Genomic DNA, 19,922 nt, shown 5'->3' with positions numbered 1-19,922 from the left:
CGAAACGAGGAAGTGAAGATGGTCAAGATTCTGGTTCTCTATCATTCAATGTACGGCCATATCGAAACTATGGCGCAGCATGTAGCTCAGGGTGCTCGCAGCGTCCCGGGGGTTGAAGTCACGGTAAAGCGTGTTCCTGAAACCATGGATCCTGAGGCATTCAAAGCGGCACATGGCAAAACTGACCAGGCGGCTCCAGTGGCAAACCCTGCTGAATTGTCTGGCTATGACGCCATCATATTTGGCACGCCTACCCGCTTTGGCAACATGTCAGGGCAGATGCGCAACTTCCTCGATCAGACTGGCGGCCTGTGGGCTAGCGGAGCACTGGTTGGCAAGGTCGCAAGTGTATTTACATCAACGGGTACTGGCGGTGGCCAAGAGATGACCATCACCTCGACGTGGACGACACTTGCTCATCACGGCATGGTCATTGTGCCTATCGGTTATTCCGATCCAGCCTTGTTCGATGTATCGCAACCAGGCGGAGGTACCCCCTATGGGGCATCCACCATTGCGGGTGCTGATGGCTCCCGCCAACCGGACCCGCGTGAATTAGGTATTGCTCACCACCAAGGGCAATACGTCGCAAAAATTGCAGCGAAACTCAAGGAGTAGGTCTTCCCCCCTATAGCTCCAGGCTCCCACATAGTGGTGCCTGTTGGCTGAGGTAATTGCTAGTCAGTGCCACAGAAATATCCGTGTTGTTTGACGTTCAAGAAAGGTTAGCGAGCGATTTATGTCAGTCGCTCATGATGATCAATATGGTAGGTACCGGGTGCTTGCCATTCGGAGGCAGCATGAAAAACCTAAGTGCTTTAACCGTTATTGTCGGACTTTCTCTTTTCAGCGCAGGTACAACGCGAGCCGACGAGGTCCTCTCACAAACCGGAGACACTACAGCGGGCGCCGCATTTGGTGCAGGAACTGGAGTATTAATTGGAGGTGCAGTCGGCGGACCTTTAGGAGCGTTGATCGGAGCCGGATTAGGATTGTTAGGAGGACGTGAGGTCCAGACAGCAAGCGGCTTGGAGGAGCGCGCTTACACAGTTCGGAGTAATACAGGCGAAGAGCAAGTAGTGCGCTCTCCGCGCGAAGAGTTTGCCATCGGCCAACAGGTAAGTGTCAAAGGCAGACGACTGCATGCCGTTACTCCCTAAAAATTTACGGCTGTGGAAGTAGATTACGCCAGTCCCTGACTTATACCTCTGCGACTTACACAAAGCTTCGCCTCGTCGGCCAGATCGAGGCGAAAGCTTCACCATCCCCACCGCAGCGCTAATAGCCTCGCCAATGCCTCTGGCAGATTGCTTAGCCAATCCCTGAAAGGCCGGACCGTTATCGATTCAAGATCATGTTCATGAGATTGCGTGGTCCAGACCACATCGTAACGAGCGAGAATCTCAATCATGTCGCTGCGCTGATAAGCCTTTTTAAGGGCGGCCACCGCAAGTTCTCGAAAGGCTTGTTCGACCGCACCTGGCCATAACACCGCACCGACAGTGCTCGCCACCGTTCCGTACTGATGGATGCGGTGAGCGATCCCGGGGTCGAGTTTTATAGCCTCGCCTTCCTGAAGTAACGCGATTCGCTGTCTTCCGGTACGAATATCCAGTTCGCCCTTGAGCGCCACCACCAGTTTGGTTTCCTGACGATGCATCAACGGCAGGTTGTGAGCATGTAAGGGCAATACAAACCGCATCGCCGTGCCCGCCCCTCCAATGCTTGCCTGAGCCACGTCAATCCACACCGGAAAGCCGTTGGGGATCAACAGCAGCGCCTCTGAGTTTTCAACGTTCATGAACGCTCCGACCTGCATCTATAGGAACGACTTATGCGCAGGATTGTATATCGGTCTTGGACGCTATCGAGCAAACGGCAGAAGATTGCTTCACACCCAAGCAACACAAACCTGGCAACAGCCACCAAGCAAACCCGATAGGAGAAACACCATGCAACAGTCCCACGCTTACAACGACACCAGCCTCGAGCTGACCGCGAAAATCCTCGACTCCAAGACGCGCAAAAATCTGTCCTTCGAAGAAGTGACTGAAGGCACCGGCCTTGGCCTGGCCTACGTAACCGCCGCCCTGCTCGGCCAGCACCCATTGCCAGAAAGCGCTGCCAAAGTAATCGGCGAAAAACTGGACCTGGATGCCGACTCGGTAGCCCGCCTGCAAATCATTCCACTGCGCGGCAGCCTGTCGGGTGTCCCAACCGACCCAACCATTTACCGCTTCTACGAAATGATCCAGATCTACGGCACCACCTTGAAAGCCCTGGTTCACGAGCAGTTCGGCGACGGCATCATCAGCGCGATCAACTTCAAGCTCGACATGAAGAAAGTCGAAGACCCGGAAGGCGGCCACCGTGCAGTGATCACCCTCGACGGCAAGTTCCTGCCACTGCGTCCTTTCTAAGGATGCAACCGGACCTGTAAATCGGCCCGCAGCCTTGCGGGCCTGCTTCAAAAAATTTCTTAACCCTTTTCGATCAATCACCACATTTGAATGGAGGATTCGTCATGAAAAAAATTCTGTTTCTCGCCCTGTCACTGACCGCCTCGCTGTCGGCCTACGCCCAGCCAGCCGTGGTCCCACCGGAGGCCGTTCCCTATGCGTATGGCATGCACCTGGATATCGCCAAGGTGATTCATATCACCCCGACGGCGGATGTCTGCGGCCCGACGCCCGTGCAAATGACTTACCGCGATTCGCACGGTGAAACCCACATCCTGGAATACAGCGTGATCGGTAGCGGCTGTACCAACTGATAGTCACTCACTCAACACTCAATGAAAGGTAAGCATCATGAAAGCGCTCATCGAAGGTTTTTTGAAGTTCCAAAAAGAAGCATTTCCTCAACGCACTGACCTGTTCAAACACCTGGCCACCACGCAACATCCAGGCACTCTGTTCATCACTTGCTCCGACAGCCGTGTGGTGCCGGAACTGCTGACCCAGCAAGAGCCTGGCGAACTGTTCGTGATCCGTAACGCCGGCAACATCGTGCCGTCCTACAGTCCGCACTCCGGTGGCGTGTCGGCCACTGTCGAATACGCCGTCGCCGTACTGGGCGTGACCGATATCGTGATCTGCGGCCATTCTGATTGCGGTGCCATGACCGCTGTCGCCAAGTGCAAATGCATGGATCACCTGCCTGCGGTCGCTGGCTGGTTGCAACATGCCGAGTCGGCGAAAGTCATCAACGAATCGCGCCCTCACGCCAATGAAGCGGCCAAGGTCAGTTCCATGGTGCGCGAGAACGTCATCGCCCAACTGGCGAACATTCAGACCCATCCGAGCGTACGCCTGGCGCAGGAAAAAGGCCTGGTGAATCTGCATGGCTGGGTCTACGACATAGGCACCGGTTCGATCGACGCCCTGGACGCCGACAACAAGACGTTCAAGTCCCTGGTCAAACATCCGAACACCGTTGCCGTTCATGCCCGTCCCGCGCAAGCGGTTGCCTAAATCAGCCTCTGATTTTCAGGAGTACTCAACATGCTTGAAGTCACTATGTACACCACCACGACCTGCCCCTACTGCCGTAATGCCAAGCGTTTGCTCGATGCCAAAGGCATTTCGTACAAGGAGATCGATGTGCGCTCAGTCGACGTGAAGAACGAAATGGTCAGCCGAAGCGGTCGCCGTACAGTCCCGCAGATCTTCTTCGGCAACTGGCACGTTGGCGGCTTCGACGACCTGGCTCAACTTGAAAGCGAAGGCGGCATCGACGAGGTACTCAACCCGCGCATGGCGGGATGAGCGCCGATGACGCCAACTCACAAATCCAGCACCAGGGGGGCCTCGCCCTCCTTGGCTTGCGCTGGCACCGCACAACAAATCAGTACTTCCCCATCGACCGGCATTTCAGCCGGCAGATTCAGATAGTGCACTTGGCCACTGACCAATTTGGTACGGCATGTTCCGCACGATCCACCCCTGCAACTGAAGTCCGGGTTCAGACCACGGCTCTCCGCCAACTCCAATAGAGTCCCGCCACCCGGCTCCCACCGTGCTTCTTTTGCCGAGGCCGAAAACAGCACTTTGACCGGGCTGCTTGCCGCCGGTATCTGCTCCACCGCCGGAGTCAATTGGTCCCGCTGACGAACCAGGGTCGAAGGACCGAAAGTCTCCGCGTGAATACGGTCATCGCCAATACGCAACTCACGCAGGCCGTCGTACAGCGCCTGTGTAAAGGCACCAGGGCCACACAGGTAGAAGTCGTAATCGTCCAAGGGCAGCAATGCCTTGAGCAGTTCGACATCCACACGCCCCGCCACCTCAAAATCCTCACCAACGCGAGCGTGAGTTTCCGGCTGACTGAGCAGACGCAGCGCACGAATTTTATCCTTGGCTCGAGTCGCCAGTTCGTACAGTTCATCGCGAAACCCGAGTTCCCCTAGGCTGCGCGCACTTTGGATGAACCAGGTGGGTCGAGTGCGACGGATACGTTCGCCTTCATAAATGACTTCGCGCAACATCGACAGCAGCGGGGTCACGCCCACGCCTGCGGCCAGCAAAACCAACGGACGATGCTCATCAGCTTGCACCGTGAAGCGCCCTTGAGGGACACGGGCTTCAACCAGATCCCCGACCTGAACGCGGTCATGCAGATGGGACGAGATAAGTCCGTCACGCTTGACGCTGATGCGGAAAAAACTGTCCGACGGCGCGCTCGACAAGCTGTAGGTTCTGACCAGAGGCGCCTGTCCTTCAGCAAGGCAAAAGCGCACCGGCAGATGTTGGCCAGCCTCGAACCGAGGGATGCCTGCGCCATCGGCGGGTTCAAAGTAGAAGGAGCGAATGGAGCTGCTCTCGTCAACGATTCGCGTCACCCGCAACGGTCGCCATTGATCGCGCAAGGCATCGGCTTGCAATCGGCCTTCGGCTTGCTCCCAACTGCCGGTCAGCAGGCTATTGGGCGAAAAACCTTCAAACCGCCAACGTAGGGCCAACACAGCCTGACGTCGAACCACCTGTTCCACAGTCAGCGTCCAGAGCCGCTCAGCCCCCTGAAAGGCGGCAATCTCCGACCCCTCGAGAATGATCTCGGTACGCCCGCTGACTTGCAGCATGTCGCCTGTTTCAAAATCGATGAACACCAACCCCGCGCGCGGGTTGAGCAGGAAATTACCCAAGGTGTTGAAGTGCAGGTTGCCGGCGAAATCGGGAATCGTCAGCACGTTGCCTTCGATCCTGACGAAACCTGAATTGCCACCCCGGTGAGAAACGTCCACCGAGCGCCGGGATGCATCGCCATCCAGGTCGACATAGCTGGCGATGAAAAAGGTATCCGCCTTGCTGATGGCCGCCTTCGCGGCTTCATCCAGTTCGGTGAGACATTCAGCCGCAACATTTGCTGAGGCTCGGCCAAGGCTGACCGGCTCAACGCCTCGCAACTGAATGTATTGCGGGCAGTTGCCGAAAGCGTGCACCACAGAAACGGCAAAACCGCCTGACGAGGCGGTGCTGATGTTGCCGTTCATGCGATTGCGCCTTCGGGTCTTCAGGTCAATACCCAGCAGTCCCACCGCAGCGCCCTGCTTAAGGGCCGCCCTAACCGGATCACCCTCGGCGGGCAGGCGGTCGAGTTGCAGCATTCGCGGATCGGGTGAATGGATGAAGCCAGGGGGGCCTTCGATCAACGTGGCCCAAGGCATCCCTTGTTCATCGACCGCGCCCACCACCAGGTAAGGCAACTGGTTGTAAAACAATCGATGCTGATCAGGCATGTAGTCACGTACGACCTTGCGTCCGAATATCTCCATTTGATCGGCGACGCCGACGCTTTCCTGCAATTCACGCTCACCCGCATGCCAAGGGGATGCTCCTGGCGCGTCCGACTGATTCATGATCACCTCTACGCATTCGTAAACAGGTGCCTTCACCCGCCGCCCGGCGAGGAATGGTTGAATCCCCGGCAGCGGGGTCTAATACGCAGTTACCGGTGATCATCAACTCTGCGCTTTGCAAACTCATGAAGCTCGAGACAGACCCTGCACGCACTCGAGCAACCTGGAATCGCCTAAGTGGGCAGCAACCCCGCTATGGAAGCCCATAAAGCTTTTTTCTGTCTTGGTCAGTTTGACCAGATGGACGAATTTGCTCCCCTTTAGCGTAGGCCCGAACCACTGCTGGGCGCTTACTGATTTTCTCTAGCCAAGCGGCGACGTTAGGATAACCATCGAGCATCATTCCTTGCTTGTCATGTTGCAGCACCCAAGGATAGATCGCCATATCGGCAATGGAGTACTCGCCGGCGACGTAAGGTCGTTCGCTCAATTGCTGCTCCAGAACGCCATACAAACGTTCGGTCTCTTTACTAAACCGTGCCACGGCGAGCGGCACATGTTCAGAGGCGTAATTAAGGAAGAACACTGCCTGTCCCAATATCGGCCCCAGGTTCGCCGCTTGCCAGAACAGCCACTGCATGACTTCAGCCGCCCCTTTCGCATCGGCGGGGATGAATTGCCCGCGGCGCTGAGCCAGGTACAACAAAATCGCCCCTGACTCAAAGACCGATACACCAGTCTCTCTGTCGACTATCGCTGGAATGCGCTGATTAGGCGAAATTCGGGTGAAATCAGTGGAAAATTGCTCACCATTGCTGATATTGACGGGATGCGCGACGTAGGGATGTTCCGATTCCTCAAGAAAAATGGCGACCTTCTGCCCGTTGGGGGTTGGCCAGTAGTAGTAATCGACAGCATTGGAAAGATTGAACATTGGGTTACCTTTTTCGGCAGCAGAATGAAAACCTAGGCCACATACTCGTCAGTGCTCAGCACTTCGGCGTACCCGAACTTCAAGGCGGCCATGAACGCCGCATGCACCAGATGTGCAGGAACCTTGACGTCGTTGAATTCCAGGTCGTGGGTCGTACAGGCATCGTGAATAACTGTCGCCTCAAACCCGAAGTCGTCAGACGCGCGGGTGACAGCATCGATGCACATGTGGCTCATGTTGCCGACGACGGTGACCCGTTCAATCTCGTTGTGTTCAAGCACTTCGAGCAGTTCAGTTTCGCGGTATGGGTTCATGAAGTGTTTGACGATGACCAACTCGTCCCCAAGATTGCGCACCTTCTCGTGCAATTGCGCGCCGTCAGAGCCTGGAACAAAAAACGGTGCATTAGGGGCTAAAGTCTCGTGACGGATATGGATGACTAAGTCACCCCGCTCACGTGCTGCTCCAATCACACGAGCCGCATTGTCAGCGGCCGAGTCAGTAGCGTTGAGTTCCCATTTGCCGCCGGAAAAATAGTCGTTCTGAATATCAACGACGATGAGTGCTGTGTTAGTCATACGGTTACCTTGGTAAAGAGTCGATTCGAAGTTGGTGGATTATTTCAGGGCACTTGCGGCGTTTCGTACCAATCACGGTCGGGGGTGGCGAAGCGCATCTTCTTGCGGATAAAAGCGGCATTTTCGACGCTGGTTATTTTTTCGAGCAGTACGAATGCAACTTCGGTGGCAGTGCCAGGCCCGCTTGAAGTGATGATCTGGTCATCGACAACCACGGGGCGATCGACAAAGCGTGCACCGGTTTCCAACAGTTGGTTTTTCCGCTTGCCGCCCTCCTGGTGGTAGGTCGTGGCGTTCCTGTCACGCAGCACGCCGGCCACGCCCAGGCACAGGGAAGACACGCAAACGCTGGCAACGGGTTTACTGGCTTCGACGAAATGCCGGATGGTCGCCAGGAAGGGTTCGCTCAAGGCTTCCTCGTAAAAACCCGACGGTTCAAAACCACCCGGCAGTGCCAAGGCATCGAAGCTGCTCACGTCCAGATCGCTCAATAAAAAACTCGGATTGAGCGTGAGACCGAAGGTGGTCACGATCTTTCTGCGAAGTCCGGCGTTGACCAGCTCCACAGGGTGATCACCCAGCAGGTTGGCCCAGCCAAGCACATCGGTAAAAGCGGCCATTTCCAGGGGCTCTACGCCGTTGGCCAGTAACATAAGCACGCGTTTCATCGGTCATGAGCCTCTGCTGTACAGCATGGGAGAGTGTGTGTGCTTATGCTCCGCCTTAACCGCGATGTAGAGAACGACCACAAAATACAATCCACTATTTCGCTCACTGAAATGCCCGAACGGCGTTTGTATCTGTTGGTAGCTCAGGCGATTTCAGACACATTTCCATGCGCCGGGCGGGCAAGTAAGACACATACGAGACACAGCATCCGGTTCAAATGGCCCTGTCGCTTCACTCCTCCCACCCCGTACAGGAACACCCGATGAACAAGTTATTCGCAGGTTTGGGCCTTGCCGCAGCCATGGTCAGCACCACTGCTGCGCTGACGGCACCCGTTAAACCAACGGTTGTGCTGGTGCACGGCGCCTTCGCCGACTCCAGCAGCTGGAACGGCGTGGTCAAGATTCTGGAAAGGTGATCGCGGCTTCCAACCCGCTGCGCAGCCTCAAAGGCGATGCGCAATCGGTGGCTGATGTACTGAAAAGCATCAAAACCCCAGTGGTACTGGTTGGTCACTCCTACGGTGGCCCGGTGATCAGCGAAGCCGCCTACGGCAATGCCAACGTCAAGGCGTTGGTTTACGTCGCGGCTATCGCGCCTGAAGCCAGTGAATCCACCGCCGACCTGGCGGGTCGTTTCCCGGGTAATACCTTGGGGCCAACCCTGGCTCCACCGGTTGAGTTGGCCGATGGTGGAAAGGATCTGTTCATCCAGCAGGACTAGTTCCACGATCAGTTCGCCGCAGATGTGTCGAATGCTGACGCAAAATTGATGGCAGCGACCCAACGTCCCGTGACGGTAGCGGCGCTCAATGAAGCCTCGAGCGAGCCAGCCTGGAAAACCGTTCCGTCGTATTTCGTTTACGGCGACAAAGACAAGAACATCCCTGCGCAAGCCCAGGTATTAATTGCTGAGCGGGCACACGCCAAGAAGACTGTCGTAGTCAAAGGCGCGTCCCATGTGGTGATGGTGTCCAATCCGAAAGTCGTTGCCAGCCTGATTGAAACAGCTGCCACTGCTAAGTAATGACTAGCAGCGACCTCCGCTGTTGCGTGCGCTGCAAGCATTCAAAGAGCATCCGGCTGCATGGCCGGATGCTCGCGCAGGCGGTCGACGATGTGGTCAACAAAACTGCGCACCCGCATCGAGGCCTTGCGCCCTTCGCGGTACACCACGTGCACCGGTAGCGCCGGTAACTCATAGGGCTGCAACACACGCCGCAATCGCCCAGTGTTCAAATACTCGTACAACGGATAGCTCAGACAACGGGTAATGCCGGCGCCGTGAGCAGCTGCATCGATGGCCGCCTGTACCGTCGCGCAACTGATCCGTGTCCGGGCTTTTAAATGATTCACCTCACCGTCGTGGTGAAAGTCCCACTGGACCCTGTCTCGATAAGCATGGGTGGCGACCAGTCGATGATTTTGCAGATCCTCAGGTACGCCGGGCTCACCGTGAGTAGCCAGATAAGCAGGGCTGCTGCATACCATCGAGCGTACATAGCCCACCTGTCGTGCGATCAATGACGAACTGGGTAGATTGCCGACCAGCACCGCCACATCGATGCCCTCTTCATTCATGTTCGGAAAACGATCATGGTATTGCGCAAAGACTTTTACCTCAGGATACAGACTCATGTAGTCCGTCAGAATCGAGGTCATGACATAACGGCTGAACAGCAAAGGCATCAACACCGTGAGATTGCCTTGGGCCTGAACGTGCAAGCCCTTGGCCGAAGCCTCTGCGTCTTCGATGGCCCTGAGAATGCGTGAACAATCGGCCATGAAGCCGGTGCCGGCCTCAGTCAGCGACACCCCGCGGGTGCTTCGAAGTAACAGAGGCACGCCAAGACGTTCCTCCAGCCGTGCAATGGCGCGAACGACCGTAGGTCCGGACACATCCAGACGACGGGCCGCAGCAGCCAGACTGGGACGCTCCGATAACGCTTCGAACATCAGCATTTCATGGTAGCGATCCATCAGTTGGAACCCTTCACCACAGCCTTGAGCGCCGAATCCTTGCCAAGTCGATCCGCGAGAAAATCCACGAAGGTACGTACCTTTGCCGGTATTCGGGTGCTCTTGAGGTAGACCACTTGAATGGGCAGCGCAGGCGGTTCGAAGTCCTCCAGCACCAATTCCAGTTCGCCAGCCGCCACCTGGTTGGCCACCTGATAGGACAACACCCGCGTGACGCCCCAGCCCAGGCTGGCGATATTGATCGCGGCCTGATTGGCGGTGACCACCAATCGCGGTTCGAATCGAAAGCTCAGTGCGTTGCCGTCGTTGACGAATTGCCAGTCGCTCAGCAAATGGCTGGCCGAGGACATGACGATGTTGGCGGTACTGAGTTCACCGGGATGACGCGGCCTGCCGTAGCGTTCGAAATAATCGGGGGTACCGCAGATCACCTGGCGTACTTCGCCGACTTTTATGGCGTGCTGATTGGTCTCGTGCAAATGACCAATGCGGATGGCCACATCGATACCCTCGTCGGCCATGTTCACCACACGGTCAACCAGCAAGGCATTGAGATGCACCGAGGGATATTGATCTACGTAGTCGGCCAGCAGCGGCGCGATGTACAACTCGCCAAACAGCACCGACGCGGTCACGGTCAAATGCCCGCACGGTATCGAGTAACTACCAGCAGCCGCTTCCTCCGCCTCGTCGATATCACTGAGGATACGCCGACAATCCTCGAGATAGCGTTGACCCGCTTCGGTGAGATGCAGGCTGCGAGTGGTTCGAGAAAGGAGCTGTGTGCCGATTCGCTCTTCCATCGCGGCGATGGCACGGGTCACGCTGGGGGGAGAGATATTCAACAGCCGGGCGGCGGCGGCAAAGCCTTCTTCCTCGGCTACTGCCATGAATATCTGCATTTCTTGAAAACGATCCATAGGCGCCCCTGTCTTGATGAGAGGACAGCGAGGTATCTGGCCGCTTGCGCGGGAAGACCTGTTTGCCAGTATCGTCGGCTACAGCGACTTTCGCACGCGCCGTCGGGCTGGCTGCATGTACGTAAAGCGTCCTGGGAGAAGTGCGAAACAAGGAAAAGGAGCTGGCCGGAATTATTCTCCCGGTAAGCTCCTTCAGAATCGAGTCAAGCCTCTTGCAAGCCAACAGCAGTACGTTGCATACCAACGAAGTTCGGCAACCCTTCGATGCTGCTCAACCAGGCACGGACATTCGGGTAGTCAGTCAGCGCCACGTTACCTTCCGGTGCGTGGGAGACGTAAGTGTAGGCAGCAACATCGGCGACGGTCGGCTTGTCGCCGGCCAGGAATTTGCTCTGACCCAGCTCCTCCTCCATGACCTTGAGCAGGGCATGAGAACGTTTGATCGTTTCTTCTGCGTCATAACCGGCACCAAACACGGTGATCAATCGCGCGGTGGCAGGGCCCGAACTGATTTGACCGGCGGCCACCGACAACCAGCGTTGAACCTTGGCTTGCTCTACCGGATCGGTCGGCAGCCATTGGCCCTTGCCATATTTGGCGGCGAGATAAACCACGATGGCGTTGGAGTCTGCCAGGACGGTGCCGTTGTCATCGATCACCGGCACTTGGCCAAAGCGGTTGAGAGTCAGGAAGTCAGGCGCTTTGTGCGCGCCCTTCATCAGGTCCACGAATACCAGTTCGGTTGGCAGTCCCAGCAGGGACAGCATCAGTTCGACCCGATGAGAGTGGCCAGACAAAGGGTGACGATAAAGTTTGATCGCTTGCTGGGACATGACGTACTCCGATTGTTGTTTGAGTTCGACCCGGTGATCGCGTCGATGGAGTTATCTTCCCCTCTTCTCGTAAACAGCGGAATGACCAGCAATTACAATCCAGCATTTCATTGCGTGTAATGATCATTTTTTTGCCGAACCTACTGACCCACCGACACGCCCAACATCAGGTCCATAAAGGCGACTGACGCCGCGCTGTGATAATTGTTCTTACGCCGTAACAGGGCGGCTCCGCGCCGTGGCCCCTTGTCCAGCAGCGCGATCCTGCGCAGGGCTCGGTCCTGGGTAGCAATGGGTTCCGGAAGAATAGTGGCGACCGCCGTGTGCCGCATGACTTCCAGCAAAGTGTTGACCGAATTGACCTCGATCACCACCTTGGGTGTGATCTGCGTCTTGGCGAAGTACTCGTTAATACAGATGCGGGTGGCGAAGTCGGGAGTCAGCAACGCAAAGTCCAGTTGAGCGACCTGCTCGGCGGTCAACGGTTTCCTACAGTCGTATAACGGATGATCCCGCCCCACCACCAGCCCCAGGGTTTCAATAAAAGCCGGGATCGTTTCGATGTCCGGGTTTCTCACCTCATCAAACGCAATGGCGATATCCAGTGAGTCATCCGCCAGGCCGGTTTCGATATCGGCCATGGAGAGTTCAAAGATCTCCAGATGGATATTTGGATAGAGCGCCATGTAGTCGCGCATCAACGGTCCTACCAGGTACGCCATGAACGTCGGTGTCATGGCCAGGCGCAGGGTGCCGCGGGACAGATCCTTCACATCGTGCAATGCGCGCTTGCCAGCTTCCAACTCAACCAATACGCGACGCGCACATTCGATGTAAGCCTGCCCCGCATCGGTAGGTTTTACCGTGCGCGAAGTCCGGTCGAACAGCACAACGCCGAGGGTCTCTTCCAACTGTCGGATCTGTTGCGACAAGGTCGGCTGGGAAACATGCAGCGCCTCGGCGGCGCGGGTGAAGCCGGAGTTATCGGCGACAGCCAACAAATAGCGCAAGTGTCGTAGCAGCATGGGATGTTCCCTCTATAGGCCCCGCTTATGCGTTGCATTGTATATCGGTCTTGGACGCTATCGAGCAACCCGCAGAAGATTGCTTCACACCCAAGCAACACAAACCTGGCAACCGCCACCAAGCAAACCCGATAGGAGAAACACCATGCAACAGTCCCACGCTTACAACGACACCAGCCTCGAGCTGACCGCGAAAATCCTCGACGCCAAGGCGCGCAAAAACCTGTCCTTCGAAGACGTGGCTCAAGGCACCGGCCTCGGTCTGGCTTATGTCACTGCCGCCCTGCTCGGCCAGCACCCACTGCCTGAAGCCGCTGCCAAAGTGATCGGCGAAAAACTGGACCTGGACGCCGACTCGGTCGCCGGTCTGCAAATCATCCCACTGCGCGGCAGCCTGTCGGGTGTTCCAACGGATCCGACCATCTACCGCTTCTACGAAATGATCCAGATCTACGGCACCACCTTGAAAGCCCTGGTTCACGAGCAGTTCGGCGACGGCATCATCAGCGCGATCAACTTCAAGCTGAACATGAAGAAAGTCGAAGATCCAGAAGGCGGTCACCGTGCAGTGATCACCCTCGATGGCAAATTCTTACCGCTGCGCCCTTTCTAAGCGGATACCGGCCCGCAGTGCGGGCCATCACCACAAACTCTAGAGAAAAGACCATGAAAACCATGAACACTTATTTTGCTTTGATCCTGACTGTAGCTGCTGGCAGCGCGTTCGCCGCTAATGACGTACAGACTGAGCGCACCGGCGTTCCGTTCGATGTGGCAAAAACCATCAGCATCTCCGACACCAGCCAGGCCTGCGGGATTGTGCAAGCCGAGATGGTGTATGAAGACTCCAAAGGTGAGCGGCATATCGCCACGTACATGGTCGAAGGAGGTGGTTGCAGCACGGGCTGAAACCACAACGCTACAACACCCAGCATGGTTTTAACCTTCCCGGTAGTTTGACCCTGTAATTGGCGCACACCGCCCGGATAGGGCTGCGGGTTACAAATTTCATTACCCAACATCCACATGGCGCCTACACTGCAAGATGAGCAAAATTTTGTATAGGGAGATAACAAACCGGCAGGCTTAGAACTGGAGTCACGGACGCTACAGAGTGAGCTGCCAAGGTCAGTTCATCTATAGTCAGTGACGTCCATGAATATGGCATCAGCTATCGACTCGCTTATGCGGTCGCTTTATCGAAAACCAATGTGCCAGGTCGCACGAGCTTGCGAATCATGAACGGGTCAGCGAGCGACTCTTCGTACACTCAATGTCCCCAGTCGATCACCTTCGGCCAATTTCATCTGCTCCCTGCCCAACGACAGTTATTGAAAAACGGAAAACCGATTGAACTCGGTAGCCGCGCCCTAGACGTCCTGATTGCACTGGTCGAACATGCGGGTGAAGTGGTCTGCAACCGAGATCTGATCAGAATGGTCTGGCAGGACGTGATTGTGGATGAGAGCTGCTTGCGTGTGCATATTTCCGCATTACGCAAAGCTTTGGCCTGTACCGAAACAGACGTGAGCTATATCGCCAACGTTCCTGGTCGCGGCTATAGCTTCGTGGCCTCCGTTACCCGTGATTGTGATTCTGACATTGCCCAGGTGTCGCCTACGACCTCGATCGGCGCGCTGCCGCCGCGCCTGCTACGAATGGTAGGCCGCGATGAAGCAGTGCCCGCCATAGCGCAGCTGATCAAACTCCACCGTTTCGTGACGATCTGCGGCCATGGCGGTATGGGAAAAACGACGCTTGCGTTGGCAGTAACTCATCATTTGGCAACGCATTTTGGAGGCCTGGTTCTTTTCCAGGATATGAGTTCCATTGCCGATCCTGCTTTGTTGCCAGGCATTCTGGCGTCTGCTTTAGGCATCCAATATCGGGGGATGGACCCCCTTCAGGAGCTAATGGCTTTCTCACAAGAACAGCGATTGTTGCTGGTACTGGATAGCTGTGACCACATCATCGTTGCCGCCACTTACCTTGCAGAAAAGCTGTATGGAGAAACCGCACACGTACATATTCTGGTGACCAGTCGCGAGCCATTGCGGGCTGAAGGTGAGCATGTCCATCGATTGTGTCCCTTGAGCTGTCCGCCGGAGATGTGTGGGTTGACGGCAACTGACGCGTTAACGTTTTCGGCGGTGCGATTACTTGTCGAGAGAGTTCATAACAATGACAACGAATTCATCCTGAGCGATAACGACGCGCCGATGGTTGCTCATATTTGTCGCAAACTCGATGGCATGCCTTTAGCGATAGAACTGGCAGCTGGCCAAGTCGAGGCCTATGGGATCCAGGGCGTTGCCGAGTTACTGAATAATCGTGTCAGCCTGTTTTGGGACGGCAAGCGGACAGCGCTGCCACGCCATCAATCGCTAATGGCTATGTTCGATTGGAGTTGTGACCTGCTATCTGAAACCGAAGCTGTGGTGTTACGACGATTGTCGGTTCTGAGCGGTGCTTTTTCCCTGGAAATGGTCACGGCAATCGTCAAGTCGGAAATCGATGAGTCATTGATCATCGACGCGATTGGACGCTTGGTCACAAAATCTTTGATTCTGGTTGAGCGTGTTGGTCGGACGATGCGTTACAAGCTGCCTCATACAATGCGGGCGTATGCACTGGAAAAGCTACGAACCAGTGGTGAAGTAGATTTGACGATCGAACATCATGCCATTTACCTGTTAGCAATGCTGGAACGACTGAACGTGCCAGTTGAGACGCTTCCTGAATACGAGCGAATTCAACTGTACATTGAACAGTTGGGGAACATTTGCTCAGCATTGGAATGGGCGTTTTCCAATCATCGTAACCTGCTCCTCGGCATCCGTCTCGCCGCGGCAGCCGCACCACTATTCCTCGGTTTATCGATGCTCGATGAGTGTCGGCGGTGGAGTGAGCGGGCCCTTGCAGCAAGAGTCGAAGTAGCCAGTGGAGCGCCACCGCTCATAGTGCAGCATTGGCCATGTTCAATCCCTCCGATTATGACGTCAGGCACCCCACATACCTTGCCGGTCAACCATCACAAGGGAATTGAATCCGTCGCAAATATAGACGACATCCTACTTCGTCAATCGAAGCATTTTGTTCTGCCTAGATCTGAGGGGATACGTAGACCTCATGATATCCAGTGGCAGAATCTAAATTTCAGTACGCGAATTACTGAACCTAAAATTATCGCCATGATGCAGTGGACGCTGGAAGACAGTGGCAATCCTGCCTGTGTGCCGGGGTTCTCATTCCGAACATGCAAAGCGAATTCGGACCTAAAGCCGCCGCTTGTGAACGAGTACGAGTTCTCCTTCGGTTATGACTATCGCATTCGAGCACTGGCGTCTTTGGCTAGAGTTTTATGGTTACGCGGATACCCGGATCAAGCTGCCCGAATTGGACGGCAAGCTTTGGGTGATGCCTACAACTTGCGCCATCCCGCGATCACCTGCCTTTCGCTCATTTATGTGGCAACAGTTTTTTTATGGATGGGTGATTGGAACAATGCCGCACAGACTATTGATAAACTGATCTCGACGGCCGAAGAGAATGCCTTCGGGCACGATCATGCCGCGGGTATAGGTTTAAAAGGCATTCTGCTGATCGGCCAAGATAGAGTGGATGCCGGCATACACCTCTTACATGACTGCTTAAACGTGCTGAGCATTGAGAACCATCAGGTTCTCACTACCATGTTTGTGAGATGCCTTGCAAAGGGTGTTGCGGCCAAAGGCCAATATGACAATGCGATCGAGATCGCCAGTGGCGCACTGGAAATGGTCGAGAACGTCGGAGAAACATTTGACACCCCAGAAATTTTGCGGGTGACCGCAGACTTGTATGCGTATCGACCGAGCCCAGACATGGCCTTGGCGGAGCAATACTTGAATCGCTCACTGGCCTGCGCCGAGCGCCTATCGGCCTTGGCGTGGGAACTGCGCACCGCTATCTCTCTTACCCGCCTGCATCTTTTGCAAGGCCGGGACGCCAAGGCAGGCCAGCGACTTCAGAGCGTCTACAGCCGATTTTCCGAGGGCTTTGATTCTGCTGATCTGCGTGCTGCAAAACAATTGCTGAACTCATTGAACAAGCAAAGCGCATTGACACTCACCTCAAGAGGTCATCCTGCCACGAGGCCGTACTCAGCCCCGTGACAGACGGCCCAATCAAACCTTGCCACCCATCATTCCGAGTACTTCTTCGGTAGTCCATACGGCGTTCGCCATGAACCGGTAGTTGATTATCGCTGCCAGATAACCATCACCTTCGGGGAGTTTTGGTCCGGCCACTGCATCACGCACCACCGCCACTTCGAACCCCTGTTCGAGCAGCTCGCGCATGTGTGATTCAACACATAGATTGGCCAGCATCCCCGTCAAAATGACTTGGTCGACGAGCTGCTTGCGCAACTGGAGAGTCAAGTCGTTGACCTGTGGGCCGTACAGCTTGTGAGGTGAGCAAACGAAGGTTTTCCCGTCCTCAATATAGGGTTTGAACTCCGGCATGAAGTCGCTTCCCGAGTTGGCAAACCCCTCCAGATCGATGGCACTCTTGCGATCAAACAGTTTCATTGAGTGCTGCATGACTTCCACGGGAGCCTGGATCTTCCAGTTGTGATCAGTGGCCCAGTAGTAATGCGGTGAAATGGCGACGGTGATACCTGCCGCTTTGGCGGCCTTGAACAAGCTCAATAGGTTCGGGACGAGATTCTGCTCCGTCACTGATTCCCCCGTCATTGGCCACGCAAGGCCCTTGGAACTCATGAAATCGATTTGCGGATCGATCACCACCAGAGCTGCCCGGGATAGATCCAGCTTCATAGTCGATTTCGGTAGCGCTGGATTTTTCGGAGCGGCGTATTTCTCAAGTCCTGCGGGTGCAGCTTTTTCGGCGCCGAATGCAGGCATTGCGCTTGCTGCCAAGGTTGCAACAGCACCCATTACAAATGAGCGCCTACCGATGGGGTAGAATTTCTCAGACATGATTTCTCTCCAGTCAGTTATGACCCTCAACTGCGTAGAAATGCCAATAGATCCTTGTTGAGTTGTTCTCTATGGGTTTCCGTCAATCCGTGGGGCGCACCTGGATAGACCATCAGGGTTGCATTAGGAACAAGCTTTTTCGAGGCTCGGCCGGCGGCATCGATCGGCACGATCTGGTCATCGTCGCCATGGACGATCAGGGTCGGTTTATCGAATTTTTTTAGATCTTGGGTGAAGTCAGTTTCTGAAAAAGCCTTTATGGAATCGAAGGTGTTTTTAAACCCGCCCACCATTCCCTGACGCCACCAGGAATCGATCATCCCCTGGGAGGTTTTGGCCCCTGGCCGGTTGAAACCATAGAATGGGCCCGCTGGAATGTCCCTGAACAACTGCGAGCGGTCGGCGATCATCCCGGCACGAATGCCATCAAATACATCAATAGGTAAACCGCCTGGATTCGCAGCAGTTTTCAACATCAGCGGGGGTACGGCAGATATCAGACAAATTTTCGCCACCCGCGATGTGCCGTGCCTTCCCACATAACGAGCCACTTCGCCGCCGCCAGTGGAGAAACCCATGATTGTGGCGTTTTTCAGATCCAGGGTATTGATCACCGTGGCCAAGTCGTCGGCATAGTGATCCATGTCATTTCCGTCCCACGGCTGGCTGGAGCGACCATGTCCCCGGCGATCATGAGCAATCACCCGGAATCCCTGATTTGCCAGAAAAAACGCCTGCCCATCCCAACTGTCGGAGTCGAGAGGCCAGCCGTGACTGAGGGTTACTACCGGCCCGGTTTTTGGGCCCCAATCCTTGTAGTAAAGAATCACACCGTCGCTGGTAGTGATCGTGTTGGATGTGACGTTGTGCGATTTTGCCGGCTCAGCCGTTTGTGCTTGAGCGGACTTTGGCAAAACGGTGGTAATGGCTGCGCCTAGGCCGATTAGCACTAGGCTACGGCGCGTCGCCTCATCAGGGGAAAGCGGAGATTGGTCTGCCATTTTTCAACTCCGTGGGCTGGCAACGAGATCAGTGACACCTGATCATGTTATGAGCGGGAGAAGGGAAAACTATGAGCGTCCGCAGACGTGGCAACGAGTAAAGAGATGTTAAACGGTGTTATGAAATGCAAAGCACCAAACTGGGTCCACGCACCAAAATGGGTATGGTTGGACTGAGGACACTGCCGAAGGTTATTCCGGCAGATGGATGTGCGACACGAAAAATAAACGGGACTCCAGTCGCATAAAAACGTTTTTACACAACCTCAATCGAGGATGTGTAAAAACGTCAAAGAGGGATTTTGAATGTCAGATCCAAGCTTACCGAAGGGTGACGTTCCGTCGTTGCGCAGGGCAAAATTTCTTGGATCACCCTACAAACTATTGCGGTGGTGTGGCCTTGAAGCTGGGCAGTTCCTGAATTCGTGTCCACCAGTCAGCGAAGCCTTTGGTGGCAAATATTTCCTCTGCGTCCGGCGTCATCGATAAATAAGCACATGCCGGTGCCAGGTACAGGTCGCCGATGCTCAATGCGGGCCCACCCAGAAACGGATCGTTACCTTTGATCTTCATCAACTCGCTGAGCACCAGTTTCGATTTCTCGATGCCTTGAAGGCGAGAGGCGTCGTTCTGCCCGCCAATGAAGTCGGGGAACAGGTAATAACCGAAGACGGAGGCCATCGAACCATAACCATAGGAATCATAGATCGCCTGGGCCATGTGGCTCCTGGCGCGGTCCCGAGCAGTTTGGGGCGTCAGTGAAATGCCAGGCAGGACTTCATCCAGGTAGCTCATGATCGCACTGGTTTCAATCACCCTGAAATCGTCGTGATCGATGACCGGCACTTTCCCGAACGCATTCCGTGCGAGGTGTTCCGGCTGATGCGGTTCACCTTTCATCACGTTTACCTGTAACTGATTGAATTCCGCTCCTTTTTCCTTCAGCAGCATTTTCACCGTACGAACGTATGGACTGCCGTCAAAACCGTAGAGAGTAAGGCTCATGACGCGTGCTCCAACATAGATGGACGTTATCGAGCCCCTGGCTTGTAAGCAGTGTTGCGATGCCAGAGGAATCGAGTCTGCAACACATCAAAACGAGCTTGTCGGTATACGGGAGCAACGGCGGCAGGCGGCCGCGAGGGAGGTCAACGTCAATTTGACGGTGCTGTAACCGATGTTGGTGGTGACGTACACCTAGGCA

The 19,922-nt window shown here is 55.4% G+C and carries 21 protein-coding genes and 1 pseudogene; 10 read left to right on the top strand and 12 right to left on the bottom strand.

Going from position 1 to position 19,922, the window contains the following annotated elements:
• Positions 1 to 18: 18 nt before the first annotated feature.
• The gene (gene wrbA, locus ACA066_RS13655; RefSeq protein ID WP_497699652.1) at positions 19 to 618 is read left to right on the top strand and encodes an NAD(P)H:quinone oxidoreductase; all 600 of its coding nucleotides are present in this window, start codon (positions 19 to 21) and stop codon (positions 616 to 618) included.
• A 134-nt stretch (positions 619 to 752) separates the two neighbouring features.
• The gene (locus tag ACA066_RS13650; RefSeq protein ID WP_497699868.1) at positions 753 to 1,160 is read left to right on the top strand and encodes a YMGG-like glycine zipper-containing protein; all 408 of its coding nucleotides are present in this window, start codon (positions 753 to 755) and stop codon (positions 1,158 to 1,160) included.
• A gap of 98 nt (positions 1,161 to 1,258) precedes the next feature.
• On the opposite strand, the gene ACA066_RS13645 is transcribed toward ACA066_RS13650, so the two are convergent.
• Complete coding sequence (locus tag ACA066_RS13645) at positions 1,259 to 1,801, bottom strand: hypothetical protein (protein ID WP_497699651.1); 543 nt, start codon at positions 1,799 to 1,801, stop codon at positions 1,259 to 1,261.
• A gap of 151 nt (positions 1,802 to 1,952) precedes the next feature.
• Between ACA066_RS13645 and cynS (ACA066_RS13640) the strand changes: the two genes are divergently transcribed.
• The 4 genes from cynS (ACA066_RS13640) to grxC all read left to right on the top strand — a co-directional run bounded on the left by cynS (ACA066_RS13640) (position 1,953) and on the right by grxC (position 3,767).
• The gene (gene cynS, locus ACA066_RS13640; RefSeq protein ID WP_497699650.1) at positions 1,953 to 2,420 is read left to right on the top strand and encodes a cyanase; all 468 of its coding nucleotides are present in this window, start codon (positions 1,953 to 1,955) and stop codon (positions 2,418 to 2,420) included.
• Between the two features lie 104 nt (positions 2,421 to 2,524).
• Positions 2,525 to 2,773, top strand: a complete 249-nt coding sequence (locus tag ACA066_RS13635; protein ID WP_219095975.1) for a DUF2790 domain-containing protein — start codon at positions 2,525 to 2,527, stop codon at positions 2,771 to 2,773.
• A gap of 37 nt (positions 2,774 to 2,810) precedes the next feature.
• Positions 2,811 to 3,473 (top strand): carbonic anhydrase, encoded by a 663-nt coding sequence (locus ACA066_RS13630; RefSeq protein ID WP_219095973.1) that lies wholly within the window; start codon positions 2,811 to 2,813, stop codon positions 3,471 to 3,473.
• Between the two features lie 30 nt (positions 3,474 to 3,503).
• Positions 3,504 to 3,767 (top strand): glutaredoxin 3, encoded by a 264-nt coding sequence (gene grxC, locus ACA066_RS13625; protein ID WP_497699649.1) that lies wholly within the window; start codon positions 3,504 to 3,506, stop codon positions 3,765 to 3,767.
• 17 nt (positions 3,768 to 3,784) lie between these two features.
• Here the strand turns inward: grxC and ACA066_RS13620 are convergent, their stop codons facing one another.
• From ACA066_RS13620 to ACA066_RS13605, 4 genes are all read right to left on the bottom strand, one after another.
• Entirely contained in the window at positions 3,785 to 5,857 is a 2,073-nt protein-coding gene (locus tag ACA066_RS13620) for a 2Fe-2S iron-sulfur cluster-binding protein (RefSeq protein ID WP_497699648.1), read from the bottom strand.
• 193 nt (positions 5,858 to 6,050) lie between these two features.
• On the bottom strand, positions 6,051 to 6,731 hold the full coding sequence (locus ACA066_RS13615) for a glutathione S-transferase family protein (RefSeq protein WP_497699647.1): 681 nt from the start codon (positions 6,729 to 6,731) through the stop codon (positions 6,051 to 6,053).
• A 32-nt stretch (positions 6,732 to 6,763) separates the two neighbouring features.
• Positions 6,764 to 7,309 (bottom strand): cysteine hydrolase family protein, encoded by a 546-nt coding sequence (locus ACA066_RS13610; protein WP_140678626.1) that lies wholly within the window; start codon positions 7,307 to 7,309, stop codon positions 6,764 to 6,766.
• Between the two features lie 44 nt (positions 7,310 to 7,353).
• Positions 7,354 to 7,977 (bottom strand): DJ-1/PfpI family protein, encoded by a 624-nt coding sequence (locus ACA066_RS13605; protein ID WP_497699646.1) that lies wholly within the window; start codon positions 7,975 to 7,977, stop codon positions 7,354 to 7,356.
• A 263-nt stretch (positions 7,978 to 8,240) separates the two neighbouring features.
• Between ACA066_RS13605 and ACA066_RS13600 the strand changes: the two are divergent.
• Positions 8,241 to 9,004, top strand: a pseudogene (locus tag ACA066_RS13600) (alpha/beta fold hydrolase).
• Between the two features lie 41 nt (positions 9,005 to 9,045).
• Here ACA066_RS13600 and ACA066_RS13595 read toward each other — a convergent pair.
• From ACA066_RS13595 to cynR, 4 genes are all read right to left on the bottom strand, one after another.
• On the bottom strand, positions 9,046 to 9,957 hold the full coding sequence (locus ACA066_RS13595) for a LysR family transcriptional regulator (RefSeq protein ID WP_497699645.1): 912 nt from the start codon (positions 9,955 to 9,957) through the stop codon (positions 9,046 to 9,048).
• Positions 9,957 to 10,877 (bottom strand): LysR family transcriptional regulator, encoded by a 921-nt coding sequence (locus ACA066_RS13590; protein WP_497699644.1) that lies wholly within the window; start codon positions 10,875 to 10,877, stop codon positions 9,957 to 9,959. Before ACA066_RS13590 ends, ACA066_RS13595 begins: the two co-directional genes overlap by 1 nt.
• Positions 10,878 to 11,080: 203 nt before the next feature.
• Positions 11,081 to 11,710 (bottom strand): glutathione S-transferase family protein, encoded by a 630-nt coding sequence (locus ACA066_RS13585; RefSeq protein WP_497699643.1) that lies wholly within the window; start codon positions 11,708 to 11,710, stop codon positions 11,081 to 11,083.
• 140 nt (positions 11,711 to 11,850) lie between these two features.
• Positions 11,851 to 12,735: a transcriptional regulator CynR gene (cynR, locus tag ACA066_RS13580; RefSeq protein WP_497699642.1), complete on the bottom strand. Its 885-nt coding sequence runs from the start codon at positions 12,733 to 12,735 to the stop codon at positions 11,851 to 11,853.
• A gap of 145 nt (positions 12,736 to 12,880) precedes the next feature.
• Here cynR and cynS (ACA066_RS13575) point away from each other — a divergent pair, with 145 nt between their 5' ends.
• The 3 genes from cynS (ACA066_RS13575) (at position 12,881) to ACA066_RS13565 (ending at position 16,889) form a co-directional block, all read left to right on the top strand.
• Positions 12,881 to 13,348 carry a cyanase gene (gene cynS / locus ACA066_RS13575; RefSeq protein WP_140678612.1) on the top strand — a complete coding sequence of 156 codons (468 nt, stop codon included), beginning with the start codon at positions 12,881 to 12,883 and terminating at the stop codon, positions 13,346 to 13,348.
• A gap of 53 nt (positions 13,349 to 13,401) precedes the next feature.
• On the top strand, positions 13,402 to 13,644 hold the full coding sequence (locus ACA066_RS13570) for a DUF2790 domain-containing protein (protein WP_497699641.1): 243 nt from the start codon (positions 13,402 to 13,404) through the stop codon (positions 13,642 to 13,644).
• Positions 13,645 to 13,973: 329 nt separating this feature from the next.
• The gene (locus ACA066_RS13565) at positions 13,974 to 16,889 is read left to right on the top strand and encodes a winged helix-turn-helix domain-containing protein (protein ID WP_497699640.1); all 2,916 of its coding nucleotides are present in this window, start codon (positions 13,974 to 13,976) and stop codon (positions 16,887 to 16,889) included.
• 12 nt (positions 16,890 to 16,901) lie between these two features.
• Here the strand turns inward: ACA066_RS13565 and ACA066_RS13560 are convergent, their stop codons facing one another.
• The 3 genes from ACA066_RS13560 to ACA066_RS13550 all read right to left on the bottom strand — a co-directional run bounded on the left by ACA066_RS13560 (position 16,902) and on the right by ACA066_RS13550 (position 19,723).
• A complete protein-coding gene (locus ACA066_RS13560; protein WP_497699867.1) occupies positions 16,902 to 17,642 on the bottom strand; it encodes a cysteine hydrolase family protein in 741 nt (246 codons plus the stop codon).
• Between the two features lie 101 nt (positions 17,643 to 17,743).
• Positions 17,744 to 18,718, bottom strand: a complete 975-nt coding sequence (locus ACA066_RS13555; protein WP_497699639.1) for an alpha/beta fold hydrolase — start codon at positions 18,716 to 18,718, stop codon at positions 17,744 to 17,746.
• Positions 18,719 to 19,099: 381 nt separating this feature from the next.
• Positions 19,100 to 19,723, bottom strand: a complete 624-nt coding sequence (locus tag ACA066_RS13550; RefSeq protein ID WP_497699638.1) for a glutathione S-transferase family protein — start codon at positions 19,721 to 19,723, stop codon at positions 19,100 to 19,102.
• Between the last annotated feature and the right edge of the window lie 199 nt (positions 19,724 to 19,922).

It is taken from the genome of Pseudomonas sp. LBUM1651 (genome assembly GCF_059716135.1).
This window is presented reverse-complemented; position numbering and strand designations above follow the sequence as displayed.

Coding starts and splice junctions, on each gene's coding strand:
- wrbA (WP_497699652.1), top strand. CDS start 19: ATGGTCAAGATTCTGGTTCTCTATCATTCAATGTACGGCCATATCGAA.
- ACA066_RS13650 (WP_497699868.1), top strand. CDS start 753: ATGATGATCAATATGGTAGGTACCGGGTGCTTGCCATTCGGAGGCAGC.
- ACA066_RS13645 (WP_497699651.1), bottom strand. CDS start 1,801: ATGAACGTTGAAAACTCAGAGGCGCTGCTGTTGATCCCCAACGGCTTT.
- cynS (WP_497699650.1), top strand. CDS start 1,953: ATGCAACAGTCCCACGCTTACAACGACACCAGCCTCGAGCTGACCGCG.
- ACA066_RS13635 (WP_219095975.1), top strand. CDS start 2,525: ATGAAAAAAATTCTGTTTCTCGCCCTGTCACTGACCGCCTCGCTGTCG.
- ACA066_RS13630 (WP_219095973.1), top strand. CDS start 2,811: ATGAAAGCGCTCATCGAAGGTTTTTTGAAGTTCCAAAAAGAAGCATTT.
- grxC (WP_497699649.1), top strand. CDS start 3,504: ATGCTTGAAGTCACTATGTACACCACCACGACCTGCCCCTACTGCCGT.
- ACA066_RS13620 (WP_497699648.1), bottom strand. CDS start 5,857: ATGAATCAGTCGGACGCGCCAGGAGCATCCCCTTGGCATGCGGGTGAG.
- ACA066_RS13615 (WP_497699647.1), bottom strand. CDS start 6,731: ATGTTCAATCTTTCCAATGCTGTCGATTACTACTACTGGCCAACCCCC.
- ACA066_RS13610 (WP_140678626.1), bottom strand. CDS start 7,309: ATGACTAACACAGCACTCATCGTCGTTGATATTCAGAACGACTATTTT.
- ACA066_RS13605 (WP_497699646.1), bottom strand. CDS start 7,977: ATGAAACGCGTGCTTATGTTACTGGCCAACGGCGTAGAGCCCCTGGAA.
- ACA066_RS13595 (WP_497699645.1), bottom strand. CDS start 9,957: ATGGATCGCTACCATGAAATGCTGATGTTCGAAGCGTTATCGGAGCGT.
- ACA066_RS13590 (WP_497699644.1), bottom strand. CDS start 10,877: ATGGATCGTTTTCAAGAAATGCAGATATTCATGGCAGTAGCCGAGGAA.
- ACA066_RS13585 (WP_497699643.1), bottom strand. CDS start 11,710: ATGTCCCAGCAAGCGATCAAACTTTATCGTCACCCTTTGTCTGGCCAC.
- cynR (WP_497699642.1), bottom strand. CDS start 12,735: ATGCTGCTACGACACTTGCGCTATTTGTTGGCTGTCGCCGATAACTCC.
- cynS (WP_140678612.1), top strand. CDS start 12,881: ATGCAACAGTCCCACGCTTACAACGACACCAGCCTCGAGCTGACCGCG.
- ACA066_RS13570 (WP_497699641.1), top strand. CDS start 13,402: ATGAAAACCATGAACACTTATTTTGCTTTGATCCTGACTGTAGCTGCT.
- ACA066_RS13565 (WP_497699640.1), top strand. CDS start 13,974: ATGAACGGGTCAGCGAGCGACTCTTCGTACACTCAATGTCCCCAGTCG.
- ACA066_RS13560 (WP_497699867.1), bottom strand. CDS start 17,642: ATGCCTGCATTCGGCGCCGAAAAAGCTGCACCCGCAGGACTTGAGAAA.
- ACA066_RS13555 (WP_497699639.1), bottom strand. CDS start 18,718: ATGGCAGACCAATCTCCGCTTTCCCCTGATGAGGCGACGCGCCGTAGC.
- ACA066_RS13550 (WP_497699638.1), bottom strand. CDS start 19,723: ATGAGCCTTACTCTCTACGGTTTTGACGGCAGTCCATACGTTCGTACG.